The organism is Mycoplasma sp. Mirounga ES2805-ORL (assembly GCF_017084445.1).
Lineage (GTDB): Bacteria > Bacillota_I > Bacilli_A > Mycoplasmatales > Metamycoplasmataceae > Mycoplasmopsis.
Genome location: NZ_CP070947.1, coordinates 716,893 through 736,398 on the forward strand (window position 1 = coordinate 716,893; position 19,506 = coordinate 736,398).

Annotated in this window: 15 protein-coding genes, 1 tRNA gene and 1 riboswitch; of the genes, 13 read left to right on the forward strand and 3 right to left on the reverse strand. The window is 27.2% G+C overall.

All coding sequences use genetic code 4. From position 1 onward, the window contains the following. Positions 1 to 336 precede the first annotated feature (336 nt). The 10 genes from JXZ90_RS03085 (at position 337) to JXZ90_RS03130 (ending at position 13,460) form a co-directional block, all read left to right on the forward strand. Positions 337 to 3,510 (forward strand): OppA family ABC transporter substrate-binding lipoprotein, encoded by a 3,174-nt coding sequence (locus JXZ90_RS03085; RefSeq protein WP_205848306.1) that lies wholly within the window; start codon positions 337 to 339, stop codon positions 3,508 to 3,510. A gap of 156 nt (positions 3,511 to 3,666) precedes the next feature. Continuing rightward, entirely contained in the window at positions 3,667 to 4,788 is a 1,122-nt protein-coding gene (locus JXZ90_RS03090; RefSeq protein ID WP_205848307.1) for an ABC transporter permease, read from the forward strand. Between the two features lie 2 nt (positions 4,789 to 4,790). Next, a complete protein-coding gene (locus JXZ90_RS03095; RefSeq protein WP_205848308.1) occupies positions 4,791 to 6,035 on the forward strand; it encodes an ABC transporter permease in 1,245 nt (414 codons plus the stop codon). 11 nt (positions 6,036 to 6,046) lie between these two features. Continuing rightward, on the forward strand, positions 6,047 to 7,117 hold the full coding sequence (locus JXZ90_RS03100; protein ID WP_205848309.1) for an ABC transporter ATP-binding protein: 1,071 nt from the start codon (positions 6,047 to 6,049) through the stop codon (positions 7,115 to 7,117). Beyond that, on the forward strand, positions 7,110 to 9,818 hold the full coding sequence (locus JXZ90_RS03420; RefSeq protein ID WP_305848730.1) for an ATP-binding cassette domain-containing protein: 2,709 nt from the start codon (positions 7,110 to 7,112) through the stop codon (positions 9,816 to 9,818). Before JXZ90_RS03100 ends, JXZ90_RS03420 begins: the two co-directional genes overlap by 8 nt. Before the next feature lie 19 nt (positions 9,819 to 9,837). After that, entirely contained in the window at positions 9,838 to 10,302 is a 465-nt protein-coding gene (locus tag JXZ90_RS03110; RefSeq protein WP_205848311.1) for a hypothetical protein, read from the forward strand. Positions 10,303 to 10,318: 16 nt separating this feature from the next. Further along, the gene (locus tag JXZ90_RS03115) at positions 10,319 to 11,332 is read left to right on the forward strand and encodes an ATP-dependent 6-phosphofructokinase (protein WP_205848312.1); all 1,014 of its coding nucleotides are present in this window, start codon (positions 10,319 to 10,321) and stop codon (positions 11,330 to 11,332) included. 109 nt (positions 11,333 to 11,441) lie between these two features. Beyond that, positions 11,442 to 12,263 carry a Cof-type HAD-IIB family hydrolase gene (locus JXZ90_RS03120; RefSeq protein WP_205848313.1) on the forward strand — a complete coding sequence of 274 codons (822 nt, stop codon included), beginning with the start codon at positions 11,442 to 11,444 and terminating at the stop codon, positions 12,261 to 12,263. A 14-nt stretch (positions 12,264 to 12,277) separates the two neighbouring features. Next, positions 12,278 to 13,378 carry a redox-regulated ATPase YchF gene (ychF, locus tag JXZ90_RS03125; protein WP_205848314.1) on the forward strand — a complete coding sequence of 367 codons (1,101 nt, stop codon included), beginning with the start codon at positions 12,278 to 12,280 and terminating at the stop codon, positions 13,376 to 13,378. 8 nt (positions 13,379 to 13,386) lie between these two features. Further along, positions 13,387 to 13,460 (forward strand) — tRNA-Trp (locus JXZ90_RS03130). A gap of 66 nt (positions 13,461 to 13,526) precedes the next feature. On the opposite strand, the gene rpsR is transcribed toward JXZ90_RS03130, so the two are convergent. From rpsR to rpsF, 3 genes are read right to left on the reverse strand one after another with little or no spacing between them, the layout of a single operon-like run. Next, complete coding sequence (gene rpsR, locus JXZ90_RS03135) at positions 13,527 to 13,832, reverse strand: 30S ribosomal protein S18 (protein WP_205848315.1); 306 nt, start codon at positions 13,830 to 13,832, stop codon at positions 13,527 to 13,529. A 23-nt stretch (positions 13,833 to 13,855) separates the two neighbouring features. Continuing rightward, a complete protein-coding gene (locus JXZ90_RS03140) occupies positions 13,856 to 14,389 on the reverse strand; it encodes a single-stranded DNA-binding protein (protein WP_205848316.1) in 534 nt (177 codons plus the stop codon). 21 nt (positions 14,390 to 14,410) lie between these two features. Continuing rightward, the gene (gene rpsF, locus JXZ90_RS03145; protein ID WP_205848317.1) at positions 14,411 to 14,866 is read right to left on the reverse strand and encodes a 30S ribosomal protein S6; all 456 of its coding nucleotides are present in this window, start codon (positions 14,864 to 14,866) and stop codon (positions 14,411 to 14,413) included. Between the two features lie 415 nt (positions 14,867 to 15,281). Then, a riboswitch (TPP riboswitch) is annotated at positions 15,282 to 15,381 on the forward strand. A gap of 39 nt (positions 15,382 to 15,420) precedes the next feature. Here rpsF and cypl point away from each other — a divergent pair. The 3 genes from cypl to JXZ90_RS03160 are packed head-to-tail and all read left to right on the forward strand — an operon-like array spanning position 15,421 to position 19,217. Further along, entirely contained in the window at positions 15,421 to 16,725 is a 1,305-nt protein-coding gene (cypl, locus tag JXZ90_RS03150) for an ABC transporter thiamine pyrophosphate-binding lipoprotein p37/Cypl (RefSeq protein ID WP_205848318.1), read from the forward strand. A 3-nt stretch (positions 16,726 to 16,728) separates the two neighbouring features. Next, positions 16,729 to 17,481: a phosphonate ABC transporter ATP-binding protein gene (locus tag JXZ90_RS03155; RefSeq protein WP_205848319.1), complete on the forward strand. Its 753-nt coding sequence runs from the start codon at positions 16,729 to 16,731 to the stop codon at positions 17,479 to 17,481. Further along, the gene (locus JXZ90_RS03160) at positions 17,445 to 19,217 is read left to right on the forward strand and encodes an ABC transporter permease subunit (protein ID WP_205848320.1); all 1,773 of its coding nucleotides are present in this window, start codon (positions 17,445 to 17,447) and stop codon (positions 19,215 to 19,217) included. Before JXZ90_RS03155 ends, JXZ90_RS03160 begins: the two co-directional genes overlap by 37 nt. The last annotated feature ends 289 nt before the right edge of the window (positions 19,218 to 19,506 follow it).

Genomic DNA, 19,506 nt, shown 5'->3' on the forward strand with positions numbered 1-19,506 from the left:
AAAAAAATATTTTTTTCTTTAATTTAAAGTTTTTTAAACTTATAATTCTTTTGTTATGTTAAATAAAAATTATTCACGTATTCTAGGAGCGAATTTCATCATTATTAAAAATATTATGATGTGCTTTTAGTGTACGACCTGAATACTAAGAAAACTTAGCAGGTCGGTAAGAACCTGCTTATATAATTCCAATATAAAGAGAAATATAATAATCTTTACATAGAAAATAATAATAAGTGGGTGCAAAACTAAGCCTACTTATTATTATTTTTTGAATAAAAAGAATACTTAACATAACTTATTAAATTAATAAAAATCCAAAAAGGAGAAGAAAAAATGAAATTTAAAAAGAAATTATATCTTTTACCTATTTCGATTCTGCCAGCTGTTGGTTTTTCAATGACAGCAGTTTCATGTTTTAATAGCAATAAAAAAGATGATGAAATACAATCTAAATTATTTGATGAAATACTAAAAGATAAATTTAATATTGAAAAAGAAAAAAATAATGGTTATGCTGTTAATAAATTTTCAACATTAAACGATACTTTAGCTAAAAATCACATCTATAAAATAGGTATGGCTTCAGAGTTTAAACAAAATGCATATATGGCAGACCTGTCTGCAAGTTATGGTAACTATTTAAATAAGGTTGAAGATAACACGATTGGTGTTATTGTTCGTAAGGAAAACTTATTTAGACCTATTATTGAAGACAACTTCGATAAAACAACTGGTGAAAGAACTAAAAGTATTAAAAGACCATCTGTATGAAGATATAAATTAGAATTAGGCGCTAAAGTAATTATTACATTGAAGGACGGCACTGTAAAAACATATGATAATGACTCAATCGATATTTTTCCAGAACCTGAAAATGTATCAGAAAATACATATAATTTTGTTTCATACCAAGGCTGATCAAATAATGCAACAAGTATTAACAATAAGCAATTTATAAAAGATTTAAAAAACGCAACAAAGCTACAATTAACCGTTAAAAAAGATGTTAAATGACAAAAAGTTGAAGGTGATAAGGTAGTTCAAACCGATTATACTGTTAGTGTAAATGATTTTTACACATCATGATTAAGAACAAAGAACCTTTCTAGAGAAGTAAGAAAAGACTTATTAGAAAAAAGTTTTAAAAAAGGTGCTACTGATAAGGCTATCTTAGATAATCTTAAGAAATTTGTTGGCGAAGGATTTGTTAAAACATTTGAACCTGGTGAAGAACCGGAAAATATTGCCGACCCTGGTGCAGCACCTGTAAAACCTTCAGACCCAAATCAACTTGATCAATATAATAAAGATTATAAAAAATGAGCAGAAAATAAAGCTAAATTTGAAAATCACAAAAAATGAGTTAGCAAAAAAGAATTGCATGATACTTTAGTTAAAGTTTTTGGCAATTCCGAAACAGAAGCATTAGCAGCATTTACACCTAAGAAGGACAAAATCGTTTCATTAGTTGCTGACAACATCATTGTTAAACAATTAGATGAAAAAATGCAAGCAATAAATGACGATACTCACTATTTTAATGATGAAAAACATTATCCAAATAGCTATCTATATGAATTTCAAGATATAGATTTAGACAAAACTTATAATAAAGATGAATTAATCACAAAAGTAAATGGTGAAGAAGCTTTAACATTTAATAAATTGAGTTCAGCAACAACAGGACAATTTGATATTTTCTTTGACAATCTAGCCTCTTCATATGATTGAGTTGCTGCTCCTGATGAATTTATTAAAGCTAAAATAGGTAATGAACAAATTCACTCATCAGCAAATAAAAATGATGAAGTTGCCAACGTTAAGAAGACACTTAAATTAATTAAAGAAGTTGATAAAGATAATGAATTATTGACATCAGGTATCTACTGATATGGTGTTAACTATCAAGATACACTTTATGTTGGTCACTATGTATATTTAGGATATGAAACAAGTGCACAAGAGGAAGTTTGAGTAAAAAACACAAATTATGTTGATAAAGATTTTGCTAATAGTAAATACAATGTAAATACAATTGTAAGATACTGAAAAAACCAAATGGACAACTCGCAATTCCAAAACGCAGCATGAAAGAAATATAAAAATGGTGAAATTTCTATTGTTCAATTTTCAGGAATGTCAAGAACAGATAAAAACGAATTGGAAACTAAATCAAGTACATATGGAAAACAATTTACACAAGTTTTAAATACTAATGAATTAACTGCAAACATGGGTTGAAACATTATACCTGGTAAGACCGATTCGCCTGTATATAACAAAGTTGCATCACACTTATTATTTGGAACTCCAAATGCTGATAATGGAAATATTTCATCAGAAGATTCATACGTTAAATTGTTATCAGGAACTTCAGTTTCATTTAAATCATTATTAAATGCCGCTATAAATTGAGAATTTATCGCAAACAAAACATCAAGTAACCAATCAAAAACTTGAATTAATGAATTAGCTAAAGATGGAACAATTGGTGGATCAGATCAATTAACAAATCCAAAGAAAACACCAAACGAATACTATCAAGAACTAAATGTAATTAAAGCTTACAAGGAAGATGGAACTTTATTATTGCAAATTACTCAAGAAGAGAATGAACAATATCTAAAATTAGAAAATGATGAAAGAAAGAAAATTAAGTCAGCTAAACATAAAGAATTAAGCGAATATGTTACAGCTTTACTAGATAAATTCTATAAAGAAAATGGATATGCAGATACTGAAAAAGTAGAATTTTCATACCCATGAAGATATATGAACTGACCAGATCCATCATGAAAAGAAATATTTGAAGAATTACCTCAAGTTATTAATTCACTAGACAAGAAAAACAGAATAAGTGTTAAATTTATCATTTATGATAAACCATCAGACAAAAATTTATGAGTTAATGCTTTATCTCGTGAAGCAGCGGTAACTAAATTTAAAGGTTGAGCATACGATGTTAATAATATAGCAAGTGGTATTGACGGTATAGCATCAACTGGATTTAATAAAGCGTTATTATTAATTGCCGGAAGTGAAAAACTAAGAAACCAATTAAAAGCTGGATTCCCAGAAATTGTTAAGCTAGCTGAAGAATTTAAAACATACTTAAAAGAAAAATCAATCACATTAGGTGTTCCTTTAGACAAAATTTGCAAACTAACTACAAATGAATTATCAAAATACAACGATAACTCCTCATCACACATTTGAAATGATTCAACACATAAACTTGAAGAAACATCTACACCTCAAGTTGATTGAGGAGCATTAAGACCCAAATTCCTATACTGATATGCACAAAAAACACCAAATGATCAATTGATAGAATTAGTTAATGAAATAATTAACTTTGTCGGACCAGTTGTTGATGGAAAAAGATCAATTCTAAAAGATAACTTCCAAGTAACAGTAGTTAATCCATATATACTAAAGCCTTCAATTGGTTCAAATTCATTAGATTGAATTTCAGATATGAACTTTATCTATAACCCAGAAAAATAATTAAGATTATTAATTCTATATATTATGGTTAAGAATTTAATTTCTTAATCATTTTATATGCAAAATACATAAAACAATAAGAAAGACAAGATTTTAATATTTTAAAGTTTATTATTTAATAATAAATTAGAAAAAATTGATAAAATTTTTATTATTATGACTAAATATATATTAAAAAGATTTTTACTAGCGTTACTAACAATACTTGTAGTTTTAATATTTTCATATTCCTTAATGGCAGCTTTTATAACTAATCCATATTTTTCAGATTATCAAAAAGAGCTAGCAGAAAATAAAGGTAATATATCTAAAATATCTCCTATATTAGTTGAAAATTTTAATAGGTGAAATGACACAAGTGTTTTTCAAAAATTACTAGTATATTTAAAAAACTTTTTCAACGGGGATTTTGGGCAGGTTTACGGAACTTATGATACAGTTCCCGGATATTCAAAAGGTGAACCAATTCCTAACCTATTTTTCGGACCATTAAGATTTTCAATCATAGTTTCCCTTCCATCCTTTGTAATATCGGCTATTTTTGGAGTATTGCTCGGAATATTTGCTGGATATAAACATGGGAAAATGACCGACTCCGTAATAAATATTTTTGTTTTCATATTTATTGCAGTTCCTTCATTTATATTAGCCCCATATATGATTAAGTTATTTGGAATGTTAAATTTCCCAGAAACATATGTAAATGCTAATGAAAAAGGGGCAGATCAATTATTAGAAATTAAATCATTGATCCCCGCAATTTTCACAATGATTGTAAGTCAATTAGCAGTTTATACACTTTATACACGTAACCAAGTTGTTACAGTTTTAACTTCAAACTATGTTCTTATTGCAAAAACAAAAGGTCTTTCTAAAATGTCAATTTTTTGAAAGTATGTTTTTAGAAATATTTCAATACCTCTTGCTGCAATAATAATTCCATCATATATTTTCTTGCTTAGTGGAAGTATTATAATAGAACGTTTTTGAAGAATACCAGGTAGTTCGAACATAATTATGCAGGCCTTTCCAAATGGCGATATTAATGTAGTTATGTTTAATATCTTCTTCTTTACTTCTTTATCTGTCGGCACTGAAATAATTGTTGATTTATCTTATGTGTTAATTGATCCTAGAATTAGATTTTCATCTTCATCAGGAATTAATTTATTAGACATTATAAAAGCTTATTTCGCAAGAAAGAGAGAAGTCAAAACAATTATTCAAAATCAAAATATAAATAATAATGCCGAATATGTAAAGGAAGGAGGTAATTAATTATGAGCCGAAATGATAGCATTTCAAATACAAAACTTTCAAAGGAAATGCATGAGATGCTTGTTTTCTCAAAAAGAGAAAACCACTCAAATAATATAGCAGGTAAACCAAAAGTTTTAGTCCTTGAAATTTTTAAACGTTTCATAACAAACCCTGTTGTAATTATTAGTTTTATAATTTTTGTATTAATTCTATTAACAGCTATTATTGTAAAATCAACTTCTCCTTACCCATCTGTGGGAGCTTTCGATTCTAATTTACCTGAAGGTGAAGGATTTAGTGAAAAAGAATTTATACCTCCTTTATTTAATAAGTGAACTGAAACATCTGACACTAATCAAATTAAAAATATTATTCAGATGAAAAATGGTAAATATAAGGAATATCTAGCTCAATTTGCAAATTATGAATTTTTAAATTCCAATGGTACATTGATTAGATTTAATTACTATGACTATTTCAATGGAAATATTATTTTTACAAAATTAAGAAAAGCTGAAGCAGAACACATCACTATTGATCAAGCTTTAGTTGATAGTTATATTGCTGCATTACCAACATTAAAAACATATTTCGGTACAAATGGTCAGGGTGTTGATGTTTGAACCGCGTCATGAGTTGGTACATTTGAATCTATTAAGCTAGCCTTAATAGTTGCTACTATTGAAGCATTCATTGGTATTTCTATAGGTTCATATTTAGGTTTTCATGCCGGTAAAAGAATAGATACTATTATGATGCGTGTGATTGAAATATTCCAAGCACCACCATCGATTATTTGATTATTAATGTTTGTTTCGCTTTGAGGAACATCAAATAATGTTCTTATATTAGGTTTGTTATTCTCTGGATGAACATGACCAATTGGTACATCTCGTATGTTTATAATTACGGTAAAAGATGAAGAATATATTGTTGCTGCTAAAAGTATTGGTGCTTCAACATTTAGACAAGTATTTTTACATGCGTTGCCTGCAATTATAGGCAAATTAGTAATGAACTTTGTTCGTCGTATACCTTCAATAATTCTTTCTGTAGCTTCATTAGCCTTTCTTGGATTTTTTGAAACAACTACAACAGCGAACTTAGGAAGTTTTATCTTTAAAAACTTAGATTCATCAGATAAAAATATTTGACAACTACTACTTCCAACAACAATTCTTTTAGGCATTTCACTATCGCTTCAATTCGTTGCTATTGGATTACACGATGCTCTAGATCCTAGGGTTATTAAAGGTAAGAATTAGAAAGGTTACATATGAGTATAGACAAAGATAAAAATGATGATGTTCTATTAGAGGTTAGAAACTTAAAAGTTGATTTCAAAATAAATAGTAAAAAGACTATTAGAGTTATTCGTGGTTTGGATTTAGAAGTTATGCGCAGTCAAATTGTTGGTTTAGTTGGAGAATCTGGTTCAGGAAAATCAGTTACTTCTAAGTCATTAATTAACGTTAATGAGAATGCAATTACAAATTCTGATAAGATGGTGATTGACGGCTTAGATTTAACAAATATGAAAAAGGATAAGTTATGACAAAACGTTAGAGGTCAATACATAGGTTATATACCTCAAGATCCTCTAACTTCATTAAATCCAACTAGAAAAATTAAAAATCAATTATTAGATGCACTAAATTTAAATAAAACATGAAAAGCAAAATCTAAATCAGAAAAAGACGAATATCTAATAGGTTTATTAAAACAATTCGGAATAAGGGATGCTGAAAATGTTTATAATCGTTACCCTCATACCCTTAGTGGTGGTATGAAACAACGTGTTGTTATAACTATGGTTGTTGCGCTAAATCCTAAATTAATAATAGCCGATGAACCTACAACAGCTCTAGACCCAACTGTTCAAGCGAGTGTTTTAGCTCTATTTGAACAAATTCGTCAAAAGATGAATATTTCAATTATTTTAATTAGTCATAATATCAGTGTTGTTGCTAAATTCTGTGATTACATTTATGTTATGTATGCAGGGAGAATAGTTGAAAGAGGAACTAGAAAAGCAATTTTCACAGACCCACGTCATCCATATACATGAGCTTTAATTCAAGCTATACCTGAAAATAGTCAAGAGAGACTTTATTCTATTAAAGGAATGCCACCTGATATGAATAACTTACCATTAGGAGACCCTTTTGCACCACGTAATGAGTATGCCTTGGAACTTGATTTTTATAAAGAACCACCGCTTATTCAAGTAGAAGATACGCATTATGCTGCAACATGATTATTGCATCCAGATGCTCCTAAAGTAGAGAGACCAAAAGAATTAATGACTAGAATCAACAGTTTTAAGGAAGTTTTTAATGATGAATAGGAAAGACGCAAAAGTAATTCTTGAAATAGAAGGATTAAAAAAATATTTTACAAACAACGGAATCGTTAATAAGGCTGCTGACGATATAACTTTTAATCTACACGAAGGTGAAATAGTTGGTCTTATTGGAGAATCTGGTTCAGGTAAAACAACTGTTGGTCGTTCATTATTAAGACTTTATGATGACTTTAATGGGTTTGTTAATTTAAATGGTCAAGTTATTAGTGGTAAAAGATTAAAAAGATCTCAACGTAAATTTTTACGTCGTAATATCCAAATGATCTTTCAAGATCCACATGCTGCATTGAATAGCCAAAAAAATATTTATTCAACCTTAAAAGAACCATTGATTGTTAATGGAATTATTAGAGATCAAATTAGCGACATTTTTAAGGATTGAGAATTAATTAAAGAAAACTATTACTACACATTTAGAATAATGTATAAGCAACTTAAATTAGATAATTTAATTGCAGTTACAGCTCTTGCGAAAGATTTCTTCCCTAAATGAGTTAAAAATTTTGAAAACTATAAATATGATGAATCATTAAATTATGAAGATAATTTCAACGTTTTCTATAATTACTTAGAAGATAAGCAAAATATGGAGAGTGAAATTGTTGATAATCTTTACGACAATACAGATAAGTTACTAAGTTTTTATTTTGAAAAGCAAAAAGATTATCGTAATGGTGAATTAGCTATTGATGAAAGAGAACTATTAGATGCTCGTAATGAACTTAAAAAAACAATAGCTTTGCGTAGAATGTCTTTAAAAACATATGAAGCTAAAAATAATATTAGGCAATTAAACAAAGAATATGCAGATTTCTTAAAAGAAAATTATGATGATGTTGTCGCATCTAACAAAAATACTTTTAGTAACTACATTAGAGAATTTAAAGTTGAGAAAAAAATTAACTTTTGGAATAAACTATCAGCTAGAAAAATAGATGTGTATTTAAATGAGTACAAAAAGGAACTAATAAATAAAAAGTTACATTCATTAGTTATTGAATACAGCAAAAAACTAAATTTCTTAAAATATCATGAAGTTAAAGATTTTGTCAAAAGTATCAGAAGATATTCTGAGATATTCTTTCAAAATCATTTTGAACACATACAATATTCTAAGGATGTTAAAAAAGAACTAAAAGATATTTTAGATTTACATTTTAATTATGATGCTTCCCCTTTTTTAAATAAGCATAACGTTAACGTAATGAAATTTGAAAAAGAAAAAGCTGCTTGACAAATTGAACTGCATAAAAATAAACAATTGTCAATGGCTGATACCAAACCTGCAACTACTGAAGCTCAAGTTAGAAGAGCACAAAAGCTAGTTGAAGAAAAATATAAAAAACATATTGAAGCTAATGAAAAATTTGTTAAAGAAAATGAATCAAAAATTAAGGAATTAGATGAAAATATAGAAGCGCAAGAAAAACTTTATAAAGATCTTGTTGATTTACAAACTCAAACAGATAACTACTTTAAGAAAATATCAGAAGATTTTATTAAGAAGATTAATGATGACATAGATTCAATCAAGAAAAACAAAAATCATAAGAATGAATATAAAGAATTAATTCGCTCTCGTTCTATTTATAAGAGTAGAATTCTCACTAAACAATCTACATTAAAATCATTTAAAATTGAAACAAGATATCTTAAAAAAGATATTAACTCAATCAAAATTTTATTAGGTATTTATGAAGGTAAGTTCAATAGAATATTGGCTGGTAAATTTGGAGATTTAGCGCGCAAAATCACGTTTAATTTCTTTCCAAAATTTTTGGTTAAAAACCTATTAATTAAGAACACTATTTATAATTCACTTGAAGCAGTTGGTTTATTAAAACAATTTGCTTATCGTTATCCTCATGAGTTTTCTGGCGGTCAACGTCAACGTATAGTTATAGCTCGTGCTTTAATTACACAACCTAAAGTTATTGTTGCTGATGAACCTATTGCATCATTAGATATTTCAATTCAAGCTCAAGTTGTTAACTTACTTAAAGATTTATGTGAAAAGAAGAATATTGGTATGATCTTCATTGCTCATGATTTATCAATGATTGAATACATAGCTGATAGAGTTCAAATTATGCACTTAGGAAAAATAGTTGAATCCGGTGATACAGATGTTGTTTATGAAAAACCAATACACCCTTATACAATTAATTTATTTAAGGCAATTCCTAAAATTTCTAACGCAAATGAAAAATTTGAAAACATTAATTTTGAACTTAACTACTTAGATGAACAAGAGTATCCAAATCTACCCATGTTATATCAAGTTGAGGAAAACCATTATATTTACGGTAATCCTAAGCAATTAGAAGAATGAACTAAACCATTTGGTATACATGATTATAAATTAGTTTCAAGTATTTCTTCAGAGGCAGACCCTTCTATAAAAGACCTACCTTTTGATGGAAAAGATCAAATACCAACTGGTGTGGATTACACATTAGTTTTAGATAGTACAGAGGAAAAAGATATTGCTTTTTCTAAAGCAAAAGAAAAACCAGATTCTAGTGCATCACAGTTTAATTTAACTTCAACAAGTTTTACATTAGATGAAATTCAATCTAAAAAAACAAAATCAGTAAATAAAGAAGTATTGAAAAAAGATAAAACTAGTTCAAAGAAATCAACTACTAAAAAAAGAAACACAATTTCTAAAAAACAATCATAATTAATTTAAAATTATAAAAATGTTCGAATATATAAAAAATGGTTTGCATTGAAAAAGAATAATTCATTTAATAGTGGTTATTCTTATTTCTTTGTGTCTTTCTCTTATTTATTGATTTATTGACAGAACTAAAAATGTTTCTAACAATATAAAAACAATAAATATTTTAATGTTTAGCGGTTTATTCTTTCTATCATATGCAATAGTTATCCTAGCTTTTAAACATGGATTGGGAAAAGGTTTTTTTGATTATCAAAAGAATAAAAAAGATGATGTTTTAAATGATAAGCTTCAATATTTAAAAAATCAACCTAATACAGTTGAAAATAGAGCAATTATTAAATCAATCGAAAACCAAATTGAAGATAGAAAATTCAAAAAAGAATGTGCTCATATTCACCCAAAAAATAATTTAATTTTTTACTTAATAATATTGCTAGGGATTATTTTATTAGCAATTGCTATTGGCCTACATTTTTCATAAGGCATTAGGAGATATTATGGTTAAAAGAATTGCTGTATTAACAAGTGGAGGTGATGCTCCAGGCATGAATAGTGCTATAAGGTCAATATGTAAAAGCGCAAAGTTAAAAAATGTCGAAACCTTTTTAGTGTATGAAGGATTTAAGGGCCTTTATGAAGATAATATTATTAATTCTAATGACATCGACTTGGATTTCTTTAATTCAAGAGGAGGAACATGTATTTTTTCGGCTCGTTTTGAGGAATTCAAGAATAAAGAATATAGATTAAAGGCAATTGACAATTTGAAGAAGCGAAAGATTGATGCTTTAATAATTATTGGTGGAGACGGTAGTTTTCAGGCCGCACAAGATCTATTTAATGATGGTTTTAAAACTGTTGGAATACCGGGGACAATTGATAATGATATTCCTTCAAGCGATTATTCAATTGGCTATGATACAGCATTAAATACTGTCACTAAAAATATTGATTCTATTAGAGATACCGCTAATAGTCAAAAAAGAATAATGATTATTGAAATTATGGGAAATAGATGTGGTTTGTTAACTCTTGATGCAGGACAAGCAACAGGTGCTGAAGTTATTTCAACACCTGAATATACATTATCCTATGAAGATATAGCAAACTCATGCTTAAAAATAACTAATGAAAAATATATCGAAGATAAGCAAGCTCTTTATCAACTCAGAAGGTGTATTATAGTTGTTGTAACAGAAAAGTTATACGACCTTGAAAAATTAAAAAGCCAAATTAGTGCTAAAACTAATTGAGTAACAAGATACAATGTTCTAGGCCATCTTCAACGCGGTGGAAATCCTACAGCTCGGGAAAGACAAATTGCATCTCAATTTGGAACTGAAGCTGTTAAAGCTCTTTTAAGTGGTAAAAGCGGAATAATAATTGGAATGAATGGTAGTGATTTTGTTTCTATTCCTATTGAAAAAGCTTTAAAAATGAAACTAGATGAAAAAAGAAAAAAAATAAAAGAAATGACTAAAGAATATACTGTTTTAAACAGTTTAAAATAAACTTTCGGTCGTTATTTTGAAATATGTTATGTTCAATTGCAACATAATAAATTTTAATAGCGAATTGAAAATTTGATATGATTGTTTAGGCTTTAGAAAGGACTTCATTATGCTAAAAAAACCAGTTGTGTTTAGTGATGTTGATGGAACAATATATACAAATGATTCTTATGTTTCAAATTTTAATTTGCAAGCAATCAAAGGTAATAATTTAAGTTTTAATATTGCAACAGGCAATCCTATTTGTCCTAGAATGATGAAATTAGCAAAATTAGTTAATGCTGATTACATTATTGGCTCAAGTGGGACACAAATCTACGATGTTAAAAAATTTAAATATGTATATGAACAATTAATTGATCCAGAAATTGCTAAAAAAATATTTAAGATTTTTAAAAAATATAATGCTAGTGCAGCTGCGTGATCTAGTGAGGTTTTTTATATCTTTAAAGAAGAAGATAAAGAATTTCTAAATAAAATTTATTTTAGATATGAGTCATTTGATCAATTCGAATTGTTTGATGATTCTATTAAAAAAATTAAACCTATTTCTAAAATGGAAGTTTACTTTGAAAATACAAATAATTTAGATCAAATTCAAAAAGAATTAGAAAATGTAGGATGTTCTTTTATTAAAACTCATATGAATTTTGAGATATTACCTCAAAATACATCTAAAGGTAAAGCTATTTTATGAATGATTGATAATATTTTAACTGATTATTCAAGAGATGAAATAATGGTTATTGGAGACTCAGAAAACGATTTCTCTATGTTTGAAAATTTTGAGTTTTCATATATTATGGATAATGCAAAAGATGAAATAAAAAATAAGGCTAAATTTGTTACAAAAGACGTTGTTGATCATGGCTTGGGTCATGCAATAAATGATTATGTTGAGAGATTTAGAAAACATTTAGATTCAAAATAATTTAAGGAGTAAATATGTCATTAAAAGCAGGAATTGTTGGATTACCAAATGTTGGTAAAAGCACTTTATTTAGTGCTTTAACAAAGTATCAAGTTGAAGCTTCTAATTATGCTTTTACAACAATAGAGCCAAATATAAGTAGTGTACCTCTTAAGGATAAAAGACTATTTAATTTAGCTAAATTAGTAAATCCTAAAAAAATAGTTCCCGCTACTTTTGACTTTGTAGATATTGCAGGGCTTGTTAAAGGTGCTTCTAAGGGAGAAGGTTTAGGTAATAAATTTTTAGGAAATATTAGACAAGTTGATGCAATTATCCATGTAGTTAGATGCTTTGAAAATAAAGATATTATGCATGTTGCTAATGAAATAAATCCTGTAAATGATAAAAATGTGATTAATATGGAACTGATGCTTGCTGATCTAGAAACTATAAATAATGTAATAAATAGAATACATAAAAAAGCAAAATCTGGAGATAAAACAGCCCAATTAGAAGAAAATCTAGCTTTGCGTTTTAAGGAAGCTCTTGAAAATAATATAATGATTAATACGCTTATTCCTTCTTTAAATGAGGATGAATTAAAACTGGTTAAAAGTTATCAATTATTAACTGCTAAACCAATGATTTATGTGGCGAACTTGTCTGCTGAGCAAATTGCTAATTATCAAAATGATAAATTATTTTTGGAGCTAAAAAGTTCATTAAATAATGAAAAAATTATTCCAATAAGTGTTCAATTAGAGTCTGAGGTTTCTCAATTAGATGACGCTGAAGCTAAAGAATGACTATCATCATATTCTATTGTTTATAGTGGTTTAGATTATTTAACAAGAGAATCATTTGATCTACTTAAACTTAAAACATATTTTACAGCAGGCCCGGAAGAAGTAAGAGCATGAGTTTTTAAAGACGGAATGTTCGCTCCTGAATGTGCAGGCATAATTCACTCTGATTTTGAAAAGAAATTTATTAAAGCTGATATTATTTCATATGAAGATTATGTAAATTGTGGCGGTGAAACAAATGCTAAAAGCCAAGGCAAACTTAGATCAGAGGGAAAGAATTACCTTATGAAAGACGGTGATATTTGCCACTTTAAGTTTGGTAAATAATTCTTTTTGGGGGTTTAGTATAATGGCATTACAGCGGTCTCCAAAACCGCCCATAAGGGTTCGATTCCTTTAACCCCCGCCATTTGAAAACATTTTCACAAAAAAATATCAAGATTTAAGTCTTGATATTTTTTTAGCTTTTTATTATTTATTTTGTTTCAGTTTGTTGTTCTTTATTTGTATTAGTTGTAGTTGTAGGCTTTACAACTCTAATTCTTTCTTTAGTGAAAGGCATTAAAGCCATAAATCTTGCACGTTTAATTGCGTTAGCAATTTTTCTTTGATCTTTTGCACAAGCACCTGTTGTTGAACGAGGTTTAATAGCGCCAACACCAGAAACATATTTACTTAAAAATTCAACATCTTTATAGTCAACATAGTCAATCTTTTGTTCACAGTTGTCACATCTACGACGTTTTAGAAATCCAACTTTTTTATTAATTTTTCTAGCCATTATTGTAAATTCTCCTATTTATTTTATTCATCGAAATCATCTGTTCCAAAATCATCAAAACCATGTTCTGAACTTCATGTTTTTGTTTGGTTTTCATTTTGATATGCAACATTATTTGGTTGTTCTTTACCAGCAAATGTTGGTACCTGTTGTTGAACAGCATTATTCATTTTGTTTTTATTAAAAGTGTTTTTTGGAGTTGATGCAACAAAAGTTTCATTTTGTTTTAGTTCTCTAGCTTCTCTTTGTTTTCTTGATTCAAGTAAAGAAAAGTTTTCAACAGTAACTTCATAACTATTTATAATGTTGCCTTGTTTGTCAGTATATCTAGAGCTTGTAAATCTACCTTCGATTGAAAGAAGTGTACCTTTTGTTGAGTATTGTTCAATAGAAATTGCCGCTTCTCTTCATGCAACAAAAGGAATAAAATCAGTAATTTCATTTCCCCCTTGATAGCGTGATACAGCAAGAGTTCCTCTAACATATTTAACACCGTTTGGTGTTGAAAAAGATCTAACTTCATTAGTTAATCTTCCAATCAATAAAACTTTATTCATTAGCATTCTCCTTAAAATAAACTATTTAGTTTCTTCTACTTTTTTGGTTCTTGGTTTTCTAACTCTTGGTTTTTCGTCTTTATTTTCATCTGTGATATTGTCTTTTTGACTTTTACTATGTGAAAATTTTGAGTTTTCATTTTTATTTGCATATTCTGAATTACGAGAGTTTCTTTTTCTTTTGTTTTCCTTTTTAGGTTTATTTTCAAAACTTAAATTGATAACAAGATTTCTTCATATTTCTTTTGTAATATTGCAACGACGTGAAAATTCAGCAATTAAGTTTGTTTCTGAATTTAAAGTAAATAATAAATATTGAGCTTTTAATGATTTGTTTATAGGGTAAGCCAAATCTGTTCTTTCAAGTTTTTCACTTGTCAAAATATTTTTCTTACCAAAGACACTTTCAACTAAGTTGAAGCCTATTTCAGGTTCTACTTTAGGATCAAGTATCATCATAATTTCATATTTTTGCATTTATCTCCTTATGGACTTCTGGGCATATAGCCAAGGAGTAATAGTGTTATTTTATTACTCGTGTTATATTATATATATAAATACAAATAGACATAGTATTTAATTAGCCTAATTTAATATCTTTGTAAAGGTTTTAAAAATTTTAATTTAGTTTTTCGCAATTTTTAAAAAGGCAAAAAACACAATATTTTTCCATAATAATTTAACTTTTTCAATTTTTTGTATTAAAAATTTTAAATACCAATTAATTAAACAGAAATAGGAATATTTAATTCTTAAAAACTATTCTTAATTTTTTAATTAAATTAGTTTAAGTCCATTTATGGAATATTTCAATGCATAAAGTAACTAAAAATCACAAAAGTATTAGTTTTATTTACAAAAAACAATGAAATATCACTTTTTTTATAAAATATATATAGACAAGGGTGCTTTTAATTATTAATTAAAGGCTGAGATTATACCTATTAGTTGATCATGGTAATTCATGCGTAACTATGTATTAAGAAACAAAATATTTCCCTTGTCAATTACTTAGAGGAGATATTTTTTATATGAAAAAAATCAAAAAAACAATATTAGGGCTTAGTCCTTTAATGGCTGTTGCACCTATTTCTATGGCTGCCAGTTGTTTTAATAGTAAGGATAAAGATAATTGAGATACAAAAATAACAATTGTTAATAATTGAATTAATGAAGGGTTTGAAGATACAAATTTAGAAAAAACATTTTTAGATTTATTATCGAAAAGATTTAATGATTTAAAAAATAATGATCCAAAACTAAAAGATAAACCAAATGTTATCTTTGAAATTGCATCAAAAAGTGAACCTTCTAAAATTTATCAAGACTTAAAATCAGATAAAGAAAATGTCGATTTAGGATTAATGAATTATTCTATTTTTTCTGAAGATTTTATAGATGGTAATGTTAATGAAAATAATTTAAAGTTACATTTAGTTTCTCAAGCTAGTACACTTAAATTCAAATGACAATCCTTGGATTCAGACTTTTATGAAAATGGTTTAATAACAGATAAATTAAGAGTTGCTGCTGAAAACAATAATAAAGTTTGGTTCAATGATACAAATAAGGAATATCCAAATTGAACTGATGCTTATGATGAAATTCCGTATTTTGATGGTTCGAAGTACAAGTTCTTTTATGAAACCAATAAATTAACTTATGTATATCATGGGGCAATCATGATTTCTGGAACGAAGGCTAAGAGAGATGAAATAATAAAGGATTGAGAGGATAAAAACTTTAAAAAATTTGTTTCTCACGGAATAGCATTTAAAAATGAAAATAGTGCCGGAAAATATAAATATCAAGTAGCCTTAATGGCAAGACATTTTAATAAAACAATTTCAGAAATTAATGATTACTTTAGAAAAAACTCAAATCAAATAATTAAAGGTAAATCAATAGGGAAAACATTAGGCAAAGCTGCTAGTGGAGTAGTTCCACATATCGGTTTTGCTGATGAAGGTGATTTAAATTGAACACCTAAAGCATGAGGCGAAACACTTTATAAACCAGATGGATTTGATTCAAATAAGCCGGTAAATGATGCTACAAATGACGTTGTTAGAGTTTTAACACTTACAAATCCAGCCGCTTATGATGTTGTTTTTGGCCGTCCAAGTTTGCCAAAAGAACAAGTTGATCTTATTAAAAAAGCTTTAATGTCTTTAACGTTAGAAGAAAATACATATGGTATTTACACAGGTTACAATAAATTTCAGGATTTAACGTTAGATTTATTCAAAAAATTTATAAAACTACAAATACAAGCAGAAACTACAAAATCAGATTTAATTAAAGGATCTGATATTCCTATTATCAAGGAAAATTAATTTATGAAGAATATAGTTGAGTTAAGAAATATTACTTTTTCATATTCTAAAAAAAGTAAGCCTATTTTAGAAAATATATCTTTAGAAATACCTCAAGGTCAAATGGTTGCTGTCATAGGACCATCTGGAGTTGGAAAAACTTCTCTTTTTAGGTTGCTTGTAAAGAATATTAAACCAAATGCAGGATCATTAAATCTCTTTGAGTCTGATATTTCAAATATATCTAAAAAGCAATGAAAAAAAATTATAAATAAAATAGGTTTTTTAACTCAAAAGCCAAATTTAATAAACACAGATAATGTTTATAACAACGTTAAGAGGTCATTTACCCAATATAAAAATTGATTTTATAGGTTAATTTCATATATTGACAAAGAACAACGGATGACCATTTTTAAAACTCTAGATGATTTAGACATTCTAGAAAAAGCGTTTTATAGAATTAGTGATCTAAGCGGTGGTCAACAGCAAAGGGTCGAAATAACTAAATTATTGGTTAAGAATGTTGATTTGATTTTAGCGGATGAACCTACCTCAAATTTAGATAACGAAACCTCAAAAGACGTTTTAAAAATACTACAAAAATTAGTAAAAGAAAAAAATATGACAGTCATAGTTAATATTCATGACTTGTCATTAGTGAATTATTATTTTGATAGAGTTATTGCTCTAAATGATAAACAAATAGTTATGGACAAACCCACGAAAAATGTTGAATTATGAGAAATGATAAATATAGTAAAGAAAATCAAGTAAGTAAGAAAATAAACGGATTATTTTTTAAAATAAAAAGTGATAAAGCGGAAACCGGCAAAAAACTATTGCCTGCTTTTAAGTATGTATTTCTTGCTTTATTATTTCTAATTCCTTTAGTGTTGCTTTTTTTTCAAAATAGTGAGTTGAATGAAAATGGTTCTAGAGAATTTTGAATAGCTTTAAAAAACTTTTTTGTTTTTAGTAATCAAAGTCACTTTCTAAGTGGACCGTTATCTGATGATACAACAAATCTTTGAGTATTATCATTTGGCCTTATATACATTACTATTAAATACACTATTGTCGGAACATTTATAGGTTTTATACTAGCTACTATAACGGCAATATTGTCTTTTAATAAAACTACTAATAAATACTTTGCATTTTTAATTAAATATTTTGTTTTATTTTTAAGAGCTATTCCTGAACTGGTATTCATTGGTCTTTTTGCTAAAATATATTCAAGAGGAATAGGATTATTCCTTATTTATGTTTGATTTACATGACTTTGATTGCATAAATACTATATTGAAATATTAGAGAACACAGACTTAGAAGCATATTATGTTTCCATTAATCAAGGTAACAATAAATTTAAAGCTTTCTTTAAAGAAATCTTTCCTAGAGTCAAAAATAGATTTATCTCTTTATTCTTATTTTCAATTGAGGCAAATATGAGATGAGTCTCAGTTCTTGCCTTACTTGGTGTTTCAGGAATAGGTGAATTAATTGAGTTTTCAAGAATAAACCCCCCTGGACGTTTTACTGAATTAGGTGTTCCCATTCTTGTCTTAATGATGTCAATTTCAATTTTAGAAGTTTTAAATATTTTATTTAAAAAATATGTTTTTGAAGTGAAAAGCATTAAATTAAAATTTGACAAAAAAGCAAGTAAAAAAGAAATATACAACAAATTATCAAATAAAATTAATTGGCAAAAAGTCATTACCTATTTTCTATTTATTTCTATATCAATCTATTCAATTTTTGTTTTAACCACCACACCTATTTTTAAATACAATTCTTCAGATGCAATAACTTTTTGAAATGCATTTATCAATCCAGATTTTTCAAGCTTGAATTTTAAATCTATGAATTTTAAAGAAAATGTATTATTAATGATTTTTCAAAGTTTTGCATTTTCAATAATTACAATTTTCTTAATTTTCTTAATTACAATTCTTTTAATTAGATGAATGTCTATTAGGTTGAATAAAACATATATATCTTTATTGTCAAGACTATTAAATACTTTAGTAAGACTTATTCCAACTATTGTGTATTTCTTTATTTTTAATCCATTTTTTATCTCGCCTATATTCCTTTTAATTTTGATAATAACTATTCATGAAGCTTCATCATTGATAAAGCAACTTACAGAAGCAATTGATAATCTTGATGAAGAGGTTATTAATAACTTAAGACTGCAAGGCTTTACAAATAATAAAATATTTTTTAGATATGCTTTACCATCTATAAAAAATGACCTAATTTCATTACTTGTATTCTATTTTGAATTAGTTTTCCGTTCATCAATAACTTATAGTGTACTTGCAGGTGATGAACTAGCTCTTGGACACAATATTTGAAAAAATATGCAAAGCACGCCAAGTGGCTGACATCCTGAAACTGCAATGAGCTATATTTGACTAGCAACTATAGCAATAATTTTTATAAATGTTTCTGGTGTATTTATTAACAAAGTTTTAAATAGACGAAATAAATATATAAAGTAAGTTACTTTAAAAAACTCAAACAAAAACTTGTATTCCTTTTTTTGAATATAAGTTTTTTTTATACTTTATAAGTATTCAATTAGATTTTAATTTATTTAAATGGTTATTTTGAATAACTATAGATTATCAGGGTTTAGAATTTTGCAAATCTAATACAAGAAGAATAAGATATTTCTAATTAAATAAGAATAAAATCCCGTAATAACAGAAAATTAATATTAAAAAATAGTTTTCAAATTTATAGCAAATAACTTTGTAGTTCTTTTCCTAGATTTATATATAATTCATA